This is a genomic window from Streptomyces sp. NPDC002776 (assembly GCF_053592195.1).
In genome coordinates this window covers 298358-315523 of sequence record NZ_JBSFVG010000003.1, presented here as the reverse complement: position 1 = coordinate 315523, position 17166 = coordinate 298358, and the positions used below count along the sequence as shown (strand labels likewise).

Annotated in this window: 16 protein-coding genes and 1 pseudogene; 6 read left to right on the top strand and 11 right to left on the bottom strand. The window is 72.3% G+C overall.

Annotated elements, in window-relative coordinates; all coding sequences use genetic code 11:
- Positions 1 to 16 precede the first annotated feature (16 nt).
- The 5 genes and pseudogenes from ACWD11_RS09035 to ACWD11_RS09015 all read right to left on the bottom strand — a co-directional run bounded on the left by ACWD11_RS09035 (position 17) and on the right by ACWD11_RS09015 (position 5575).
- On the bottom strand, positions 17 to 1564 hold the full coding sequence (locus ACWD11_RS09035; RefSeq protein WP_451282325.1) for a PstS family phosphate ABC transporter substrate-binding protein: 1548 nt from the start codon (positions 1562 to 1564) through the stop codon (positions 17 to 19).
- Between the two features lie 130 nt (positions 1565 to 1694).
- Positions 1695 to 2105, bottom strand: coding sequence for a hypothetical protein (locus ACWD11_RS09030; RefSeq protein WP_451282334.1), 411 nt, complete (start codon positions 2103 to 2105; stop codon positions 1695 to 1697).
- Positions 2106 to 3047: 942 nt separating this feature from the next.
- A pseudogene (locus ACWD11_RS09025) lies at positions 3048 to 4436 on the bottom strand (protein kinase domain-containing protein); the annotation flags it as partial.
- A 78-nt stretch (positions 4437 to 4514) separates the two neighbouring features.
- Positions 4515 to 4973: a MarR family winged helix-turn-helix transcriptional regulator gene (locus ACWD11_RS09020; protein WP_389416812.1), complete on the bottom strand. Its 459-nt coding sequence runs from the start codon at positions 4971 to 4973 to the stop codon at positions 4515 to 4517.
- Entirely contained in the window at positions 4970 to 5575 is a 606-nt protein-coding gene (locus ACWD11_RS09015; protein ID WP_451282148.1) for a type 1 glutamine amidotransferase family protein, read from the bottom strand. Before ACWD11_RS09015 ends, ACWD11_RS09020 begins: the two co-directional genes overlap by 4 nt.
- Positions 5576 to 5804: 229 nt before the next feature.
- Here ACWD11_RS09015 and ACWD11_RS09010 point away from each other — a divergent pair, with 229 nt between their 5' ends.
- The 3 genes from ACWD11_RS09010 to ACWD11_RS09000 all read left to right on the top strand — a co-directional run bounded on the left by ACWD11_RS09010 (position 5805) and on the right by ACWD11_RS09000 (position 8802).
- Positions 5805 to 7160, top strand: coding sequence for an aspartate aminotransferase family protein (locus ACWD11_RS09010; RefSeq protein ID WP_389416810.1), 1356 nt, complete (start codon positions 5805 to 5807; stop codon positions 7158 to 7160).
- 141 nt (positions 7161 to 7301) lie between these two features.
- The gene (locus ACWD11_RS09005) at positions 7302 to 8000 is read left to right on the top strand and encodes a GntR family transcriptional regulator (RefSeq protein ID WP_389416809.1); all 699 of its coding nucleotides are present in this window, start codon (positions 7302 to 7304) and stop codon (positions 7998 to 8000) included.
- A gap of 151 nt (positions 8001 to 8151) precedes the next feature.
- On the top strand, positions 8152 to 8802 hold the full coding sequence (locus tag ACWD11_RS09000; protein ID WP_389416808.1) for a hypothetical protein: 651 nt from the start codon (positions 8152 to 8154) through the stop codon (positions 8800 to 8802).
- 12 nt (positions 8803 to 8814) lie between these two features.
- Here ACWD11_RS09000 and ACWD11_RS08995 read toward each other — a convergent pair whose 3' ends face one another.
- Positions 8815 to 9108, bottom strand: coding sequence for a DUF3303 family protein (locus ACWD11_RS08995; protein WP_389416807.1), 294 nt, complete (start codon positions 9106 to 9108; stop codon positions 8815 to 8817).
- 122 nt (positions 9109 to 9230) lie between these two features.
- On the bottom strand, positions 9231 to 10514 hold the full coding sequence (locus tag ACWD11_RS08990; protein WP_389416806.1) for an adenylosuccinate synthase: 1284 nt from the start codon (positions 10512 to 10514) through the stop codon (positions 9231 to 9233).
- Positions 10515 to 10688: 174 nt separating this feature from the next.
- On the opposite strand from ACWD11_RS08990, the gene ACWD11_RS08985 reads away from it, so the two are divergent.
- Positions 10689 to 11528, top strand: a complete 840-nt coding sequence (locus ACWD11_RS08985) for a diacylglycerol kinase family protein (RefSeq protein ID WP_389416805.1) — start codon at positions 10689 to 10691, stop codon at positions 11526 to 11528.
- A 339-nt stretch (positions 11529 to 11867) separates the two neighbouring features.
- Positions 11868 to 12092 carry a hypothetical protein gene (locus tag ACWD11_RS08980; protein WP_389416804.1) on the top strand — a complete coding sequence of 75 codons (225 nt, stop codon included), beginning with the start codon at positions 11868 to 11870 and terminating at the stop codon, positions 12090 to 12092.
- On the opposite strand, the gene ACWD11_RS08975 is transcribed toward ACWD11_RS08980, so the two are convergent.
- Complete coding sequence (locus tag ACWD11_RS08975) at positions 12076 to 13278, bottom strand: cytochrome P450 (RefSeq protein WP_389416803.1); 1203 nt, start codon at positions 13276 to 13278, stop codon at positions 12076 to 12078. The genes ACWD11_RS08980 and ACWD11_RS08975 overlap by 17 nt on opposite strands.
- Positions 13279 to 13355: 77 nt before the next feature.
- Here ACWD11_RS08975 and ACWD11_RS08970 point away from each other — a divergent pair, with 77 nt between their 5' ends.
- Positions 13356 to 14171 carry a hypothetical protein gene (locus ACWD11_RS08970; protein WP_451282145.1) on the top strand — a complete coding sequence of 272 codons (816 nt, stop codon included), beginning with the start codon at positions 13356 to 13358 and terminating at the stop codon, positions 14169 to 14171.
- On the opposite strand, the gene ACWD11_RS08965 is transcribed toward ACWD11_RS08970, so the two are convergent.
- The 3 genes from ACWD11_RS08965 to ACWD11_RS08955 form a co-directional block, all read right to left on the bottom strand.
- Positions 14172 to 14837: a response regulator gene (locus ACWD11_RS08965; RefSeq protein ID WP_389416801.1), complete on the bottom strand. Its 666-nt coding sequence runs from the start codon at positions 14835 to 14837 to the stop codon at positions 14172 to 14174.
- On the bottom strand, positions 14834 to 16159 hold the full coding sequence (locus tag ACWD11_RS08960; protein ID WP_451282143.1) for a sensor histidine kinase: 1326 nt from the start codon (positions 16157 to 16159) through the stop codon (positions 14834 to 14836). Before ACWD11_RS08960 ends, ACWD11_RS08965 begins: the two co-directional genes overlap by 4 nt.
- A gap of 84 nt (positions 16160 to 16243) precedes the next feature.
- Positions 16244 to 17104 carry an alpha/beta hydrolase gene (locus ACWD11_RS08955; RefSeq protein ID WP_389416799.1) on the bottom strand — a complete coding sequence of 287 codons (861 nt, stop codon included), beginning with the start codon at positions 17102 to 17104 and terminating at the stop codon, positions 16244 to 16246.
- Between the last annotated feature and the right edge of the window lie 62 nt (positions 17105 to 17166).

Sequence of the window (17166 nt, the reverse complement as noted above, 5' to 3'; positions counted from 1 at the left end):
GCCCGGGCGACGCCCGCTACGCGGACTCCCGGCAGAGCCGTTCCCCCTCGGGGGTCGAGCACGGGACGTGGTCGTGGGTGCGGATCAGGCTCTCGCCGCTGTTGCGGACGTAGTCGAGGAAGCTGCCGGCCAGGGAGCCGCCGGGCGGGTCGCCGTGGGTGTACGCGTACTCGACGCCGAAGTACGGGTACGGGGTCGGCTCCTCCACCGCCGCCACCGAGGCCGTGGCGCCGTCCAGCGGGACACTCGTGATGTTCCGCTGGGCCGTGGCGAGGTTCAGCTCGCTGTAGCCGATCGCGCCCCTGATCTCCGCCACCTTCTTCAACACGTCCTGCGTGGAATCCAGTTCGCAGCGGACGGGGGCCGAGCGGTCGGTGCGGATGTCGCAGTCCAGCGAGGTGCTCGGTACGCCCTCCCAGGTGCCGTCCAGGACCTGGTCCTGGAAGACCTGGCGGGTGCCGGAGTCCGCGTCCCGGCTCACCAGGACGATGCGCCAGTGCGGCAGCTTCGGGTCGAGCTGGTCCCAGTGCCTGAGGTCGCCCGAGTAGATGCGCCGCACGTCGGCCAGGGTCAGTCCGCCGGGGAACTCCAGGGCGTCGTTCACCACCACGGCGAAGACGGAGAGAGCGATCGGCAGGCGGGTCAGTGAGCCGTCGGCCCGCTTGCTGGGTCCGTCGTGGAACGCGATCATCGAGGCCCGCTCGCCCCTCGACTCGCCCTCCAGCGCGGCCAGTTCGCCGACGCCCGCCGAGCTGCCGCGTGCCTCCACCGTGATCGTGGAGCCCTCGCAGTCCTTCTCGTACTCCCTGGCCAGGTCGCGGACCACCGGTGCGAAGGCCGTCGAGCCCGTGATCGTGAGGCTGCCCTGCTCGCAGCCGAGCGGGGGCGGACTGTCGTCGCGGATCACGACCATGGTGGAGAGGGTGAGGACGGAGACCGTGAGCATGATGGTGATCAGCCGGGCCGCCCGGCTGAACAGCGGTGGCTTGTCGTCCGGGGTGGCGCTGCGGTTGGGGTGCACCTCGCCGTCCCGGATGCCGCCGATGAGGCGGATGTCGCAGCCCACGTCGCCGCCCGAGAGCAGGACGAGCAGCTTGAAGTGCTCGCCCCGGTTGAGGGGGACGCGCGGGATGCGGAGGGTGTTGCCGCCGGTGTCGTAGCCGAAGCCGGCGTGCGGGGTGAAGTGGCTCATCAGGTGGTCGGTGCCGGGGGGCTGGGTGACCGAGACGCCGCGGATGCTGCGGTTCGTGAACACCGCGGTCAGGCCGTGCAGTTCGCGGCTGGTGTAGTCGTCGTGGCCGATGCCCTGGGAGCCGTCGTTCTCGATGCGGAGCAGGACCAGGGTCGCCTGGTGCATGCCCGGGACCTCGTCGAAGAGGCCCATGCGGACGTTGGCGCGGCCGGATGTCACGTCGTCGCCGATGGGGTTGTCCATCTGTACGCGGTAGCCGATCCGCTTGCGGCGCGGTACGCGGCGTTCGTACCAGACCATGACGGCCGAGGCGGCGATGCCGGCCAGGGCCGTCGCCACGGCCACGACGTTCTCTGCGCTCAGCAACTCCATCGGGTGCCCCCGCAACTCCCTGGAGCCGGACACGTGTGCGGACACCATATGTTCGGCGGGGGTGGGATTCCGGACACGTCCGCAGACGTTCGCGCAGCGTTCAACTAGCGCGGTAATCGGGCCTGTTCGATCACTCCTTGAGGTACGTCAGCTTCTCGCCGGTGTCCGGGTTGAGCCGTTCCAGGCTGCCGTCTTCGAGGAGGGTGAGTCGCGTCGCGGCGCCCGGGGTGCAGGAGGAGGCCGGTTCGCCGACGGTGACGGTGGAGGGGCCGATCGCCAACGGGCCCTGTTCGGTGGGTTCTCCGGCCAGCTTCGCCTGGAAGACGCAGTGGTAGTCCGCGCCGTCCGCGACGAGCGAGAGCACGGTGTCACCCACCTCGCCCTGCCGGAGGGTGAGCCGACGGGTGTGGTGACCGGCGTCGTTGTCGAGGGCGGTGGACCAGGTGCCGAGGTAGTCGGAGGGGATGGGTCCGTCCGACGCCCGCGATGCCGTCGGAGACGGTTCCCCGGTCGAGGGCCCCGGTGTGACGGACCCGCTCACCCGAGGCGTGGACGTACCGCCCGCCCCCTCGACCCGACCCCCCTCGCCCCTGTCCATGAGGCCATACACCGACCCCCCTGCCGCCACCGCGACGACGACCGCAACGGCGAGAAGCAGAACGGTAGAACGCCGCCGCCCGGGCTCCGCCGGGGGCGGACCGTAGGGCGGGGGTGGGCCGTAGGGCGGGGTGGAGTAGGCGGGTGGCGGGGACTGATAGGCGGAGAACGGGTGAGCGGAGGGCTGGCGACCGGGCTGCGGATGGCCGTACGCGGGGTGCGGGGGGCCCGAGTGCGCGGAGGCCGAGTGAACGGGGGTCGGCTCTTCCGGCACGGGGTACGGCGGGGTGGCGTGGGCGGGTGCTGGGGGGTCCGAAGGGGGGTGGCCGGGTGCCGGGGGGCCTGACGCGGGGTGGCCGGGCGCCGGGGGGACCGAAGGGGATCGGCCGGGCGCCGGGAGACCAGAAGCGGGGTGGCCGGGTGCCGGGGGGACCGAAGGGGATCGGCCGGGCGCCGGGAGACCAGAAGCGGGGTGGCCGGGTGCCGGGGGGACCGAAGGGGAGTGGCCGGGCGCCGGGTGACCTGAGGCGGGGTGGCCGGGCGCGCTGTGTGCAGGACCCTGATCGCCAGGGCCCGGCTTCCCCAGGGCTGGATGCGTAGGAGCCTCATGAACAGCGCCCGGCTGGCTGAAGGCCGGGAACCCCGCCGCCGGAAGCGCAGGAGCCTCACGGCCGGGGGCCGGGAGCCCCGACGCCGGGGGTACGGGGCCCGCTGGGCCAGGAGAGGGCCGCCCGGATGCCGGGGAACCGGGGGCCGGATGGCTGGCGCTCGGGAGCCCCGAACCGGGATGCGGCGGAGCCGGGTTGTCAGGACCGGGCTCACCCGACACGGGAAGCGCAGGGCCCTGCTGGGCGGGGCCGGGTTGGCCCGACGCCGGATGCGCCGGACCCGGATGACCCGGCTCCCCTGCCACCGGAAGCGCAGGCCCCTGAAGGGCGGGACCTTGTTGCCCCGACGCAGAATGCGCCGGACCCGGATGACCGGGTCCTCGCTCTCCCGGCGTTGAAAGCGCCGGACCCCCTCGGCTGGGCCCCAGCTGGCCCGAACCCGGATGGCCCGAAGACGGATCCCCGGAGGCCGGATGGCCGGCACCCGGAGATTCCGGAACCGTATGCCCGGCCGCCGAATAACCCGCCGCCGGACGACCGGGACCCCCCTGACGGCCCCACTCCCCCGACACCGGAAGCGCAGGCCCCTGACGACCCGGCTCCCCCGGCACCGGAAGCGCAGGCCCCTCATCGGCGGGACCCGGTTGCCCCGGCGCCGGATGTGCCGGACCATGACGGCCCGGCTCCCCCGGCGCCCGTAGCCCGGGCCCCTGCTGCTGCCACGGGGCTGCCCCCTCGTCCCGCGGCGGAGGGGCCTCCGTTTCCAGGAGGTGTACCGCGTGGCGGCCGAGTTGGGCCACCAGGGCGCTCGGCAGCCAGGGGTCGTGGGAGCGGCCGTCCGTGACGGTGTCCTCGGCACCCGTACGTTCCAGGATCCGGGCCAGGGACGGGCGCGCCGCGGGATCCTTGCGCAGGCAGTCGCGGACCAGGTCGGCGATGCCCTCCGGCATGCCCTCCAGGTCGGGCTCCTCCTGGGCGATGCGGAACATCAGCGCGTGGACGCCGCTTCCGCCCGAGCCGAAGGGAAGGCGGCCGGTCGCGGCGTAGGCCAGGACCGACCCCAGGCAGAAGACGTCGCACGCGGGCGTGATGCGGTCGCCCCGGACCTGCTCGGGGGCCATGAAGCCCGGCGAGCCGACGAGTACGCCGGTGCGGGTGAGGCCGGGCTCGGTGATCGTCTCCATGGCCCGGGCGATGCCGAAGTCGATGACGCGGGGCCCGTCGAGGGTGACGAGGACGTTGGAGGGCTTGAGGTCACGGTGGACGATTCCGGCCGCGTGGATGTCGCCGAGCGCGTGCGCGAGCCCGGCGGCGAGGATCCGTACCGACCGCTCGGGCAGCGCCCCGTGGTCGCGCCCCACCGCCTGTTCGAGGCTCGGCCCGGCGACATACCCGGTGGCCACCCACGGCACCGCCGCCTCGGTGTCGGCGTCGAGGACCGGCGCCGTCCAGTACCCGCCGACCCGTCGCGCGGCCCGCACCTCCTGCCGGAACCGCGCCCGGAACTCCTCCCGCGCGGCGAGTTCCTCGCGCACCAGCTTCACCGCGACCGTACGTCCGCGCTCGGACCGGGCGAGATAGACGCGTCCCATCCCCCCGGCGCCGAGCCGAGCGATCAGCCGGTACGCCCCGATCCGCTGCGGATCCCCCGGCCCCAGCTGGTCCATGCAGGCCCCTCCCCCGAACCGCCCCGTACGACGAACCCACGATAGTGCGGGCATACGGGACGGGAGGCGCGCCCGCGTCTACGGTTCCGTAACAGCCGGGGCCGTCTCCTCCAGCACCTTCGACAGCCGTTCCAGCAGCCGTACGGCGTCCGCGAGTTCGGCCTCGCCGAACGCCCGCGCGAGCCGGTCGGCGAACGCCGCGTGCCCGGGGTCGATCCGGCGGACGGCCGCCAGCCCCTCCTCGGTCGGCGCGAGCAGTTTGGCGCGCCGGTGGGCGGGGTTGGGCCGGTACTCCGCGAGCCCCCGCTCCACCAGCAGATCGGCGATCCGCTGCACGCTCTGCCGGGTGATCCCCATCGCGCGGGCGATCCCGGCGACCGGCAACGGCTCCCGCAGCACCGCGCCGAGCACCTGCCACCAGGCCGCGGTGATCCCGGCCGGTTTCGCCAACTCCTCCGCCACGGCGAGGAATTGCCCGTTGAGCCGGAAGACCCCGAGCGCACCCCGGCTCAGCAGGTCCTGCCGCTCCCGGCTCACTGCGCACCGGCCTTCTCCAGTACGGCGTAGGCCTCCGGGTCGGAGTCGTGGAACAGCCGGTACCAGGCGTCCAGCACCTCACCGTCGTACACCCCGATGAGCCGGAGGATCTCGCGGGCGAAGGCGACGGGTTCGGTGGGCCCCGCGGTGATCAGAGCGCCGTCGGTGACGGCATCGGCGTCGACGTAACGCTCACCGCCGCCGTACCCCGTCGCGGCGAGATAGAAGGAGACGGCGCTGGTGTGGTCCCGGTCGTCGAGCAGCCCCTCCCGCGCGAGCCCCGCGGTGGCTCCGCAGATCGCGGCGACGGGCACCCCCGCGGCCAGGAACTCCCGCGCCTTGCGGGCGAAGGGCGCGAGGTCGTCGGAGGTGTCCCACAGGTCCGCGCCCGGGAGGATCAGCAGCGCGCTGTCCTCGGGCCGTACGTCGTCCAGGGCGAGGTCGGGCCGGACGCCCAGTCCGCCGATGCTGCGCACGGGGGCGGTGGTGGGGCCGACGGTGCGGATGTCGTGGCCGGCGCGGGCGAGGAAGGCGGTGGCGTACCCGGTCTCCCAGTCGGCGAAGGTGTCGTAGACGGCGAGGTGGACGGGATTGCGGCTCATGGGTGCCTCCTCAGGACCTCGGTCGATATGACAGCATCCTGTCGTAAGGACAGCACACTGTCAATAGCAGACCACTCCGCCGCACAACGACAGATCACAGCGCCGCAGGCCACCGCACCCGCCCCGCCCCCGCCCCCGCCCCCCACACGACAACCTGTCGCGGAAACCTTCGTCCCGCAGACAGGACGCCGATATCGCTTCCGCATCGCGGACATTTACCCTCGGGCGCATGACCCCTCAGCCAAACCCCGAGGTCGGCGCCGCCGTGAAGGCCGCGGACCGTGCCCATGTGTTCCACTCCTGGTCCGCGCAGGAGCTCATCGACCCGCTCGCCGTCGCCGGCGCGGAGGGGTCGTACTTCTGGGACTACGACGGCAACCGCTACCTCGACTTCACCAGCGGACTCGTCTACACGAACATCGGCTACCAGCACCCGAAGGTCGTCGCCGCGATCCAGGAACAGGCGGCGCGGATGACGACGTTCGCGCCCGCGTTCGCGGTCGAGGCACGGTCGGAGGCGGCCCGGCTGATCGCCGAGCGGACGCCGGGCGACCTGGACAAGATCTTCTTCACCAACGGCGGCGCCGACGCCATCGAGCACGCCGTACGGATGGCCCGGCTGCACACCGGGCGGACGAAGGTGCTGTCGGCGTACCGCTCGTACCACGGCGGCACCCAGCAGGCCGTGAACCTCACCGGCGACCCCCGCCGCTGGGCGTCCGACAGCGCCTCCGCCGGAGTCGTCCACTTCTGGGCGCCCTTCCTCTACCGGTCCCGCTTCTACGCCGAGACCGAGGAGCAGGAGTGCGCGCGGGCGCTGGAGCACCTGGAGACGACGATCGCCTTCGAAGGGCCCTCGACCGTCGCCGCGATCGTGCTGGAGACCGTGCCGGGCACGGCGGGGATCATGGTGCCGCCGCCGGGCTATCTCGCCGGAGTGCGTGAGATATGCGACAAGTACGGCATCGTCTTCGTCCTGGACGAGGTCATGGCCGGGTTCGGGCGGACCGGTGAGTGGTTCGCGGCGGACCTGGCCGGCGTGGTGCCGGACCTGATGACCTTCGCCAAGGGCGTGAACTCCGGGTATGTGCCGCTGGGCGGTGTGGCCATCTCGGGCGCCATCGCGGAGACCTTCGGCAAGCGGCCGTACCCGGGCGGTCTGACGTACTCGGGGCATCCGCTGGCCTGTGCCGCCGCCGTCGCGACGATCAACGTCATGGCGGAGGAGGGTGTCGTCGCGAACGCGGCCAGGCTGGGCGCGTCCGTGGTCGGGCCGGCGCTGCGGGAACTGGCGGAGCGGCATCCGTCGGTGGGCGAGGTGCGCGGGGTCGGGATGTTCTGGGCGCTGGAGCTGGTGAAGGACCGGGAGACGCGCGAGCCGCTGGTGCCGTACAACGCGGCGGGCGAGGCCAACGCGCCGATGGCGGCCTTCGGCGCCGCCGCCAAGAAGCACGGCCTGTGGCCCTTCGTGAACATGAACCGGACCCATGTCGTGCCGCCGTGCAACGTCTCCGAGGCCGAGCTCAAGGAAGGGCTGGCGGCGCTGGACGCGGCGCTGTCGGTCGCCGACGAGTACACGCGGTAGCCGAGTACACGCGGTAGCCGTCAAGGGCCGGTCCGGTGGCCGGGGTCGCCCCCGAGCGGCCGCGGAGCCCGAACGCGTAAGGTGGCGTGCTCGCAGATATGCGTGCATGCCACCCCGCGCGAAGAAGGAGACGTTCCGACCATGCCCGGCTCCAGCGGCAACGCCGCCGTGACCCGTAGCACCCTGCGGCAGCAGATCGCGGACGCGTTGCGGGACGAGGTGCTGGCCGGGCGGCTCCAGCCGGGGCAGGCGTTCACGGTCAAGGAGATAGCCGAGCAGTACGGCGTCTCCGCCACCCCCGTGCGCGAGGCGCTGGTCGATCTGTCCGCGCAGGGGCTGCTGGAGGCGGACCAGCACCGCGGCTTCCGGGTGCACGAGTACTCCGCCGACGACTACCGCGGGATCATCGAGGCCCGCGCCCTGGTCACCGACGGCATGTTCCAGGCCCTCGACGAAGGCCGCAGGGGGTACCGGCAGGCCGGGGACCCCCGGATCGCCGCCGCCCTGGCCGGCGTCCGCCGCCGCGGCGAAGAGGCCCAGCGGGCCGCCGGCGCCGGTGACCTCACCGTCCTCATAGGCTATGACCTGCGCTTCTGGCGCGAGCTGGCCTCCCTCTTCGGCAATCCCTACCTCGCCGACTTCCTGCACCGCCTGCGCGTCCAGTCCTGGGTGTGCGCCGTGCAGCATCTGCGGCTGCTGACCGACCTGCGCGGCGAGCTGTGGTCCGGCCACACCGAACTCGTCGACGCGCTGTCCGCGCGTGACACGGGCGCCGCGCGCTCGATCATCGCCGCGTACAACAGCCACTCCCTCTCCCTGATCGAGCGACTCGCGCCCTGAGGGAGGGGTAGGGGATCAGGGATGGGTATGGGATCTGCACAGCCCGTGCCCGCGACCGGTACTGGGGGGTTTCACCCCGGGCCGCACCCACTACTCTTCCTTGACCACCGCACTGCACCGCACTGCACCGCGCTACGCGAGGAGTCCTCTTTTGGCCTGTGACCTGTGGCTGGTACCGCTCGTCGACGTGTTGTGCCACACCCCCGACAACCCGTTCGCCGAGGAACTCGCGCAATACAACAAGGTGCTCGCCGAGGCCGGCCTCCCGCCGGTGCCGGTGTACCAGTACATGCCGGGCCTGACCGGCGAGGTCGCCCCGGTGGCCGGGTTCGACTACGACGCCCTGCACTTCCTGCGCCGGGCGTATCTCCTCCAGGTGTGCGGACTGCCGGTGACGCCGGTGGACGAACTCGGCGGCGACTACGAGCAGTTGCTGGAGATGTTCGAGGCCACGGCCCAGCAGTCGCACCTGGTCTGGCACTACGACCACGCCGGGGCGTATGTGCCCGTGGACTTCCCGCACCCCCTGTCGAGCGAGGAACTCCTCGCCGGGGGCGGTCCCCTGGGCTCCTCCCAGGCCCTGCTGCGGGAGCTGGAGTTCGTGGCCCCGTCGATCGGCATCGACCCGGCGAACCCCCCGGCGGCCCCCCAACCGCCGTCGGCTCCGACGGAGTTGGAGGAACCGGCCGTCCCGGCCCCGTACGATCCCAGTCCCTTCGCCCGGGAACGCCATGTCTGGCTGGGCCTGCACGCGGCGGCGACCCGCAGCCTGGCGCAGGGCTCGATGATCATCTTCAGCTGAGGCGGGAGAAGGTCAGCCGCCCAGCTGGGAGAGACCCTTCTGCAGATCCTCGACGTTCATGACCGGGGTGACGGTGACCTCGGCGTTGAGTTCGGTAAAGAACGGTTCGGCCGTCGGCGGGAGTTGGGAGCTGTCCTGGAGGTCCAGGACCATCCAGCAGGTACGGCGCCCGCCCTCCGGACCGAAGTACGCGGCCTCCGGCCTGAGCTTCTCCAGCGCGTTCTTCATCACCTCGGGCATCCTGCCGTTGCGGATGGCCTCGTTGCCCTTCTCGGTGTCCATGGTCGCTTTGAGCATCACTCGCATCGCAGCCTCCTCGACCGTGCCCCCGCTTCAGGATATGCCCGATATATCCAGAGCGGCACGGAAGAGGGGCGCCCCCGACGGGGACGCCCCTCCTCACCGCTCCGCCGCTGTGCCGGTCCGGGTCAGATGAACGAGTTGATCTCGATCGTCTCGTCCCGGCCCGGACCCACGCCGATCGCGGAGATCGGGGCGCCGGACATCTCCTCCAGCGCCTTGACGTACGCCTGGGCGTTCTTCGGCAGGTCGGAGAAGGACTTCGCCTTGCTGATGTCCTCGGTCCAGCCCGGCAGCATCTCGTAGACCGGCTTCGCGTGGTGGAAGTCGGACTGCGAGTACGGCAGCTCCTCGACCCGCTTGCCGTCGATCTCGTACGCCACGCAGACCGGGATCTGCTCCCAGCCGGTGAGCACGTCGAGCTTGGTCAGGAAGAAGTCGGTCAGGCCGTTGACCCGGGTCGCGTACCGGGCGATGACCGCGTCGAACCAGCCGCAGCGCCGGTCACGGCCGGTGGTGACCCCGCGCTCGCCGCCGATCCTGCGCAGCGCCTCGCCGTCCTCGTCGAGCAGCTCGGTCGGGAACGGACCGGCGCCGACGCGGGTGGTGTACGCCTTCAGGATGCCGATGACCCGGCTGATCTTCGTCGGGCCCACGCCGGCGCCGGTGCAGGCGCCGCCCGCGGTCGGGTTCGACGAGGTGACGAAGGGGTACGTGCCGTGGTCGATGTCCAGCAGCGTGCCCTGGCCGCCCTCGAAGAGCACGACCTTGTCGTCCTCCAGGGCCTGGTTCAGGACCAGCACCGTGTCGGCGACATACGGCCTGAGCTGCTCGGCGTAGGCCAGCAGCTCCTCGACCACCTGGTCCACGGCGATCGCGCGCCGGTTGTACAGCTTGGTCAGCAGCTGGTTCTTGACGTCGAGCGCCGCCTCGACCTTCTGCTGGAGGATGGACTCGTCATAGAGGTCCTGCACCCGGATACCGACGCGGTTGATCTTGTCCGCGTAGGTGGGTCCGATGCCGCGCCCGGTCGTGCCGATCTTCCGCTTGCCGAGGAAGCGTTCCGTCACCTTGTCGACGGTGACGTTGTACGGCGTGATGATGTGCGCGTTACCGCTGATGAGGAGCTTGGACGTGTCGACGCCTCGCTCGTTCAGCCCGCTCAGCTCGGAGAGCAGGACCGACGGGTCGACGACGACGCCGTTGCCGATGACCGGGGTACACCCCGGGGACAGGATTCCGGAAGGGAGAAGGTGCAGGGCGTACTTCTGATCGCCCACGACCACCGTGTGGCCGGCGTTGTTGCCGCCCTGGTAGCGCACCACATAATCGACCGAGCCACCGAGCAGGTCGGTGGCCTTTCCCTTGCCTTCGTCACCCCACTGAGCACCGAGCAGCACAAGTGCGGGCACGCGCGTACACCCCTTCCGGGCGGGGCATGTCCAAGGTCGAGGCGTACGGCATACGTACACCGGCGACCTGTGTCGGCCGCGACCCGTCGGACCGGATGCCCCGGAATAGACGAAGCCCCTGGCGCAATAGCGCAAGGGGCTCTTGCACAAAGATGCTACCCGAGGAAGCGAGGCATGGCCGAGGTGGTGACTTTCGCGACGTCCGATCAGCTGCTGGTGGTCATCGACCCGGTCGCCCGGAAATCGGACGGGGAGGCCGTGCGGATCGCGAAAGACGTGCTCAGCGCGGGTGCCGCGACGAAGGTGTGCCTGCCGGAGGGACCCGAGGAATTCGCCCGGATGCTCGCGCGCCGCGGGTCGCGCCGGCCCGTCGTGGTGGGCGACGACCGGGCGCTGATGCGCGCGGTGTCCCTGCTGCACCGTCGGCGGGAGCTGGCCGGATGTGCGCTGTCGGTGGTCCCGGTGGGCGGCGCGCTCTCCCTGGCCGGCGCCCTGGGCGTGCCCACGGGCACGGTGGCGGCCGCCCGGGCGGTCCTGGACGGGGTGGAGCGGCGCCTGGACCTGCTGGTGGACGACAGCGACGGGGTGGTGCTGGGGGCGCTGCGGATTCCCTCCCTGCCGCCGACGGGGAGCGCCGAGACCGTGGACGGCCGTCCCTGGCTGCGCACGTACCAGTCCCTGGTCCGCACCCTCGTCCCGGCCCGCCCGGCCCCGGTGCCGTCGGGCCCGGGTCCCACCCGGCTCCGGGTGGAGGTGGACGGGGTGACCCTGGTGGACCTGGACCAGCCGGTGGAGGGCGTCTCGGTGACCCCGCACGGCTCCGGTACGGCGTCGGTGGAGGTCCGCCCGGTGTCGGTGGGCGCGGAGGCGGCACCGCTGCTGGCGCGGGGCCGCAGGGTGACGGTGTCCGGCGCGGACTTCAGGTACCGGGCGGACGCGACGGAGGCGGGCCCGGTCCGCCGACGCACCTGGACGGTATGGGAGGGGGCACTCGGCCTGGTGGTACCGGGCTGAGGGGACGCCAGGGGCAGCCCCGACGGGCCGAGCGGAGACCCCTTGGCCGGGCGCAGGAAAGGGCTGAGGGAGCCCCTCCCGGCAGCGACCGAACAGGCTGAGGGGAACCTCCTGCTCGAAGCAGCCCGGACGGGTCGAGCGGAGACCCCTTGCCGGGGCGGCGCGAAGGGGCCGGGGCCCCTTGACCGGGGCGGTCGGCACGCTCCTCGGGCGCAGCCTCCAGCGCTGCGTCATCGCCGCCACCCCTCCGTCGGTGAACTCGAAGCAGGCCTGCGTCGGGCCGAGGCTCGCCACGCCTCGACGGAACCCGTGGGCGGTCCGCGCGCGTCACTCCCGGGCATGGGACAACGCGCACAAGCCGCCGGCGGCTGTCTGACCTCCGCGCTGGGCGCGGGCGCCGGACTCGCCGTGTGGTCGGCCGGCGCCCGGGGCCGGTTCCGGCGCTTCGAACAGGCCCCCGACTGGAGCGTGCTCTACGCCGAACTGCCGCTGGCGGTGCTCGGCGGCACCGCCGCCGCCCTCGGCGTATGGGCCCTGATCCGGCGCCTCACACCGACACGCTGAGCCCTTCCAGCCCCCGGATCACGAAGTTCGGCTTCCGTTCCGGCTCCGCCGCCAGGCTCAGCGTCGGCGCCCGCTCCAGCAGCGCCGTCATCGAGGCCGCCAGTTCGATGCGGGCCAGCGGTGCGCCGATGCAGTAGTGGATGCCGGCGCTGAAGGAGATGTGCGGGTTCTCGGTGCGGGTGAGGTCCAGCCGCTCGGGGTGTGCGAACACCTCGGGGTCGTGGTTGGCGGAGCCGAAGAGCATGGCGATCTCCGCGCCCCGGGGGATCGTCGTCCCGTCGATCTCGATCTCGTCCAGCACCCAGCGCTCGAAGAGCTGCAGCGGCGTGTCGTAGCGCATCAGCTCCTCCACGGCGGACGGGACCAGGGAGTGGTCGGCGCGCAGGGCCGCGAGCTGGGCGGGGTTGCGGAAGAGCGCGTACCAGCCGTTGACGGTGGAGTTGACGGTCGCCTCGTGCCCGGCGTTCAGCAGCAGGACGGCCGTGGAGATCATCTCCTGCTCGGTGAGCCGGTCACCCTCGTCGTGGGCGGCGATCAGCCCGGAGATCAGGTCGTCACCGGGCTCCTTGCGCCGCAGGGCGATCAGTTCCCGCAAGTACTCCGTGAACTCGACGGACGCCCGCACCGCCTTCGTGGCCGTCTCCTCGGACGGGTTCAGCTCGTACATCCCGCAGATGTCGGCCGACCAGGGCCGCAGCGGAGCCCGGTCCGCCTCCGGGATGCCCAGCATCTCGGCGATCACCGCGACCGGCAGCGGCTCGGCGACATCGGCGAGCAGATCCCCGCCGCCCGCCGCGACCAGCCGGTCGACGAGCTCCCCGGCGAGCCGGGTCACGTACGGCTTGAGCCGCTCGACCGTCCTCGGGGTGAACGCCTTCGACACCAGGCGCCGGATCCGGGTGTGGTCCGGCGGCTCCAGATCGAGCATCCCGTGGTCGTTGAGGGTGTGGAACGGCTCGTGCTCGGCGGGCGGAGCGGTCCGCCCGAACTCCTCGTGGGTGAAGCGGTGCTGGTACGTCCGCCCCAGGCGCCGGTCGCGCAGCAGCGCCGACACATCGGCGTGCCGCGGCACCAGCCACTGGTTCGTGGGCTCGAAGTACTGCACACGGCCCCGGGCGCGCAGCTCGGCGTAAGCGGGGTACGGGTCGGCGAGAAACGCCGGGTCCCACGGATCGAAGGCTCCCATGACCGGACGCTAGCCCGGCGGACCCGTCCCTGGCCAGGGGGTCCGGAATGCTCGGCTCCCCCTTTACGATCACGCGCATGTCGATCATGCCGTCGGTTCCGGTGTTGCGGGGCCGCAAGAACACCTCCCTCCAGCTCGACGGGTCCGTCCTGGTCCTGCGGGTGCGGGAGGAGGAGCACCGCATACCCCTCGCGGCCGTCGCCGAGGTCCGCAGCGAGCGCCGGTCCGTCGAGGTCGTGCTGACCGCGCCGCACGGGAGCCGGCCGGCCGTCCACCGGCTCGACGACGTCAGCGAGGCCGCCGCCGACGCCTTCGCCGGGGCCGTCAACGCCGCCCTGCCGGACGGGTCCGGCCCCGCCGTCGACGGTTCGGCCCTCGTCACCGTCCGGACCCTGGACGACGAGCGCCGCAAGGTCCGGCTGCGGCGGGCGATCGGGCTCGGCTGGCTCGCGCTGATCCTCGTGTTCGCCGGGGAGACCGTGCTGCTCACGCTCACCGGCGACGCCGAGATGATCTTCCTGATCTGGGTGTGCGGACTTCTCGGCGCGGTCTCCGTCCACGTGGGAGTGCGCCTGACCCCGTTCGGAAAGCCGGCCTGGCGGCTGCCCAGACACGGTGTCACGGTGCTGGCGGAGTACGACGGCTACCACGACGGGATGCACGTGTACGCCTTCACCGACCTGAGCGGCAAGAAGTACGGGTACACGCCGCCCGGTTACCGGGGCGACACCGTCGAGGTCGTCTACGACCCCCGCGACCCCTTCAGCGGCACCGAGCGGAGCATGCTCATGGGCCGCTCGACCCTGCTGATCCCGCTGATCATCTTCGGCGGCCTCGGCGGCCTGATGCTCCTGCTCGTCCTCACGATGATCCCCGCCGCCCTGTTCGGCTGATCACCCCGGCGTCACCAGCCGCGCCTCGTACGCGAACACCGCCGCCTGGGTGCGGTCCCTGAGGCCGAGCTTCACCAGGACGCGGCTCACATGCGTCTTGATCGTCGACTCGGCCACGACCAGGCGCTCGGCGATCTCCGCGTTGGACAGGCCCTGGGCGATCAGCACCAGGACCTCCGTCTCGCGTTCGGTGAGGTCGCCGTAGGCCGCCCGGGCGCCGGAGAAGGACCGCGGGGTCTCGGAGAGCTTGGAGAACTCCGTGATCAGACGGCGGGTGACCGAAGGGGCCAGCAGGGCCTCGCCGGAGGCCACCACCCTTACCCCGTCGGCGAGTTGGCGGGCCGAGGCGTCCTTCAGCAGGAAGCCCGAGGCACCGGCCCGCAGGGCCTGGTAGACGTACTCGTCCAGATCGAAGGTGGTCAGCACCAGCACCTTCGCCGCCCCGTCGGCCGCCACGATCTCCCGGGTCGCCTCGATGCCGTTCAGTTCGGGCATCCGGATGTCCATCAGGACGATGTCGGGGGCGAGTTCGCGGACCTTGGCCACGGCCTCCCTGCCGTTCACCGCCTCGCCGACGACCTCGATGTCCGGCATCGCGTTCAGCAGGACCGAGAAGCCCTCGCGCACCATCATCTGGTCGTCCGCGATCAGTACGCGGATCGTCATGCGGCACCCTCGTCCGGGGTCACGACCGGCAGGAACACGGTCACTTCGTAGCCTCCGTCGTCCGTCGGGCCGGCCGTCATCCCGCCGTTCAGCATCGTCACCCGCTCGCGCATGCCGGTGATGCCGTGGCCGGCCCCGGGCGACGGCTTGACCAGGGCGGGCGCGGGGGGCGGGGTGTTCACCACGCGCAGGCCCAGGCCGCCGAGGACGTATCCGATCTCGACCTTCGCACGCGCGCCGGGCGCGTGCCGCAGGGTGTTGCTCAGCGCCTCCTGCACTATTCGGTACGCCGACAGCTCGACGCCCTGCGGCAGTTCCCGCACCGCCCCGGTCACCGTCTTGTCGATGCCGAGCCCGGCGTCGCGCACATTGGCGAGCAGGGCGTCGAGGTCGCCGAGGGTGGGCTGCGGGGCGTCGGGGGCCTCGTAGTCCTCGGCGCGTACGACGCCCAGGACGCGGCGCAGTTCGGTCAGGGCCGCGACCGCGTTCTCCCGGATGGTGGCGAAGGCGCGCTCCAGCTCCGGCGGCGGGTTCTGCACCCGGTAGGGGGCGGCCTCGGCCTGGATGGCGACGACCGACATGTGGTGGGCGACCACGTCGTGCAGCTCGCGGGCGATCGTGGTGCGCTCCTCCAGCAGGGTGCGCCGGGAGCGCTCCTGCGCGGTCTCGGTCTGCTGCGCGGTGACCTCCTGCTCGGCGTCGCGGCGGATGTGCCAGACGGCCACGCAGAGCAGCACCAGCGCGGAGACGACCAGCATGGGGCCGGTGTTGGTGCTGTAGTAGTAGTAACTCGGGCCGTAGTCGGTTGCCTCCGCCACCAGGCCGTACGCCGCCGTCAGCACCCACATCCACCCCGCCGTGCGCGGCCGGGTGCGCACGGCCACGACCGTCAGCACCGCCAGATGACTGGCGAAGGCCCCGGCCGTCCACGGCCAGTCGGCCCAGCTGCCTGCCAGCACCCCGACGACCGGGGTGGCGGCCATGGACAACCAGAACGCCCCGACGGGCCGCACCATGGTCAGCAGCACGGGGAGCGCGCAGAGCGGACCGGCCAGCACCCACGGGCTGCCCGTGTCGATGGTGCCGAGCGGCAGGGTGAGCAGGGCCGCCGCGACGATCACGGCGTGCGGGAGCCAGGCCGCGTACTCCCGCAGCGGGCCGGGCAGCCGCCGGGTCAGCGGGCCGTCGACGCGCATCCGGGGCAGCGGACGGTAGGCGAAGGCGTCGTGGAACAGGTCCCGCCGCAGCCCGCGCAGGGCGTCCGCGGCCAGCCGGAACTCCGGGCTGTGGGTCTTGCTGGTCGTCTCGGTCACGTGCAGCACGGTAGGCGGCGGCCCGGGTCGCCGTCGTCACCTGCGAGAAGGGTCTCGCGGGGTCCGTCTCAAGTACTACGGCCGTACCCGCGCTCACCAGGCGAGCTGGGCGATCTCCTCCGCCACCACCGCGCAGGCGTCCGCCGCCGGGTCGATCAGCGGGAAGTGGCCGACGTCCTCCAGCAGCGTGAGCCCGACCACCTCGCCCGCCTTCGCCGCGGCGTCCGCGTAGGACTCGGCGACCAGCTGGGGGACATCCATGTCCGTACGGCCCTGCACGAGGGTGGTGGCGATGCCGGTGGGCAGCAGCAGCGCGGGATCGGCGTACGGCCGCCGCTCGGCGAACCCCTCGTCACCGCCGAGGAGTTGGCGGGCCGCGCCGCCGCAGACGCCGAGCTTGTCGGCGACCGCGAAGTCGGCGATGGGGGCGAGGGCCACCACACCCCGCAGGAAGGGCGGGCCCACGGTGCGCCAGGGGGCGTCGGCGGGCAGGAGGTGCCGGGCCGCCGCCCACAGCGCGAGATGGCCGCCGGCGGAGTGGCCGGTGACGACGGTACGGCGGGGGTCGGCCCCCGGGAGGGCCTCGCGGACCAGGTCCGGGAGGGCGTCCAGGGCGGCGGCCACGTCGTCGAAGGTGTCGGGCCAGCGGCCGGCCAGCTCGCTGGCGCCCTCCGCTCCCTTGCGGTACTCGACGTTGGCCACGGCGAAGCCCCGGCGGGCCAGGAAGGCGGCGAACGGCGTCATGTGGCGACGGTCGTAGGGGGCCCGCCAGGCGCCGCCGTGCAGGACGACCACCAGCGGGGCGAGGGGGCTCTCGGTGCGCGGGGCGTAGAAGTCGATCACCTGGTCGGGGTGGTCGCCGTACGCGGCGGTGGTGTCCGGGTCGACAGGCGGATGCGAGAAGGCCGACTGCTCCTCTGCGGCGGCCCGGGCTGCGGCAGCGTCGTCCGGCATGCTCCAACCTCTCAGCGGCGAAATACAGTTGGCGGACCAGGTGATGTTCTCGGCCGTTGGCG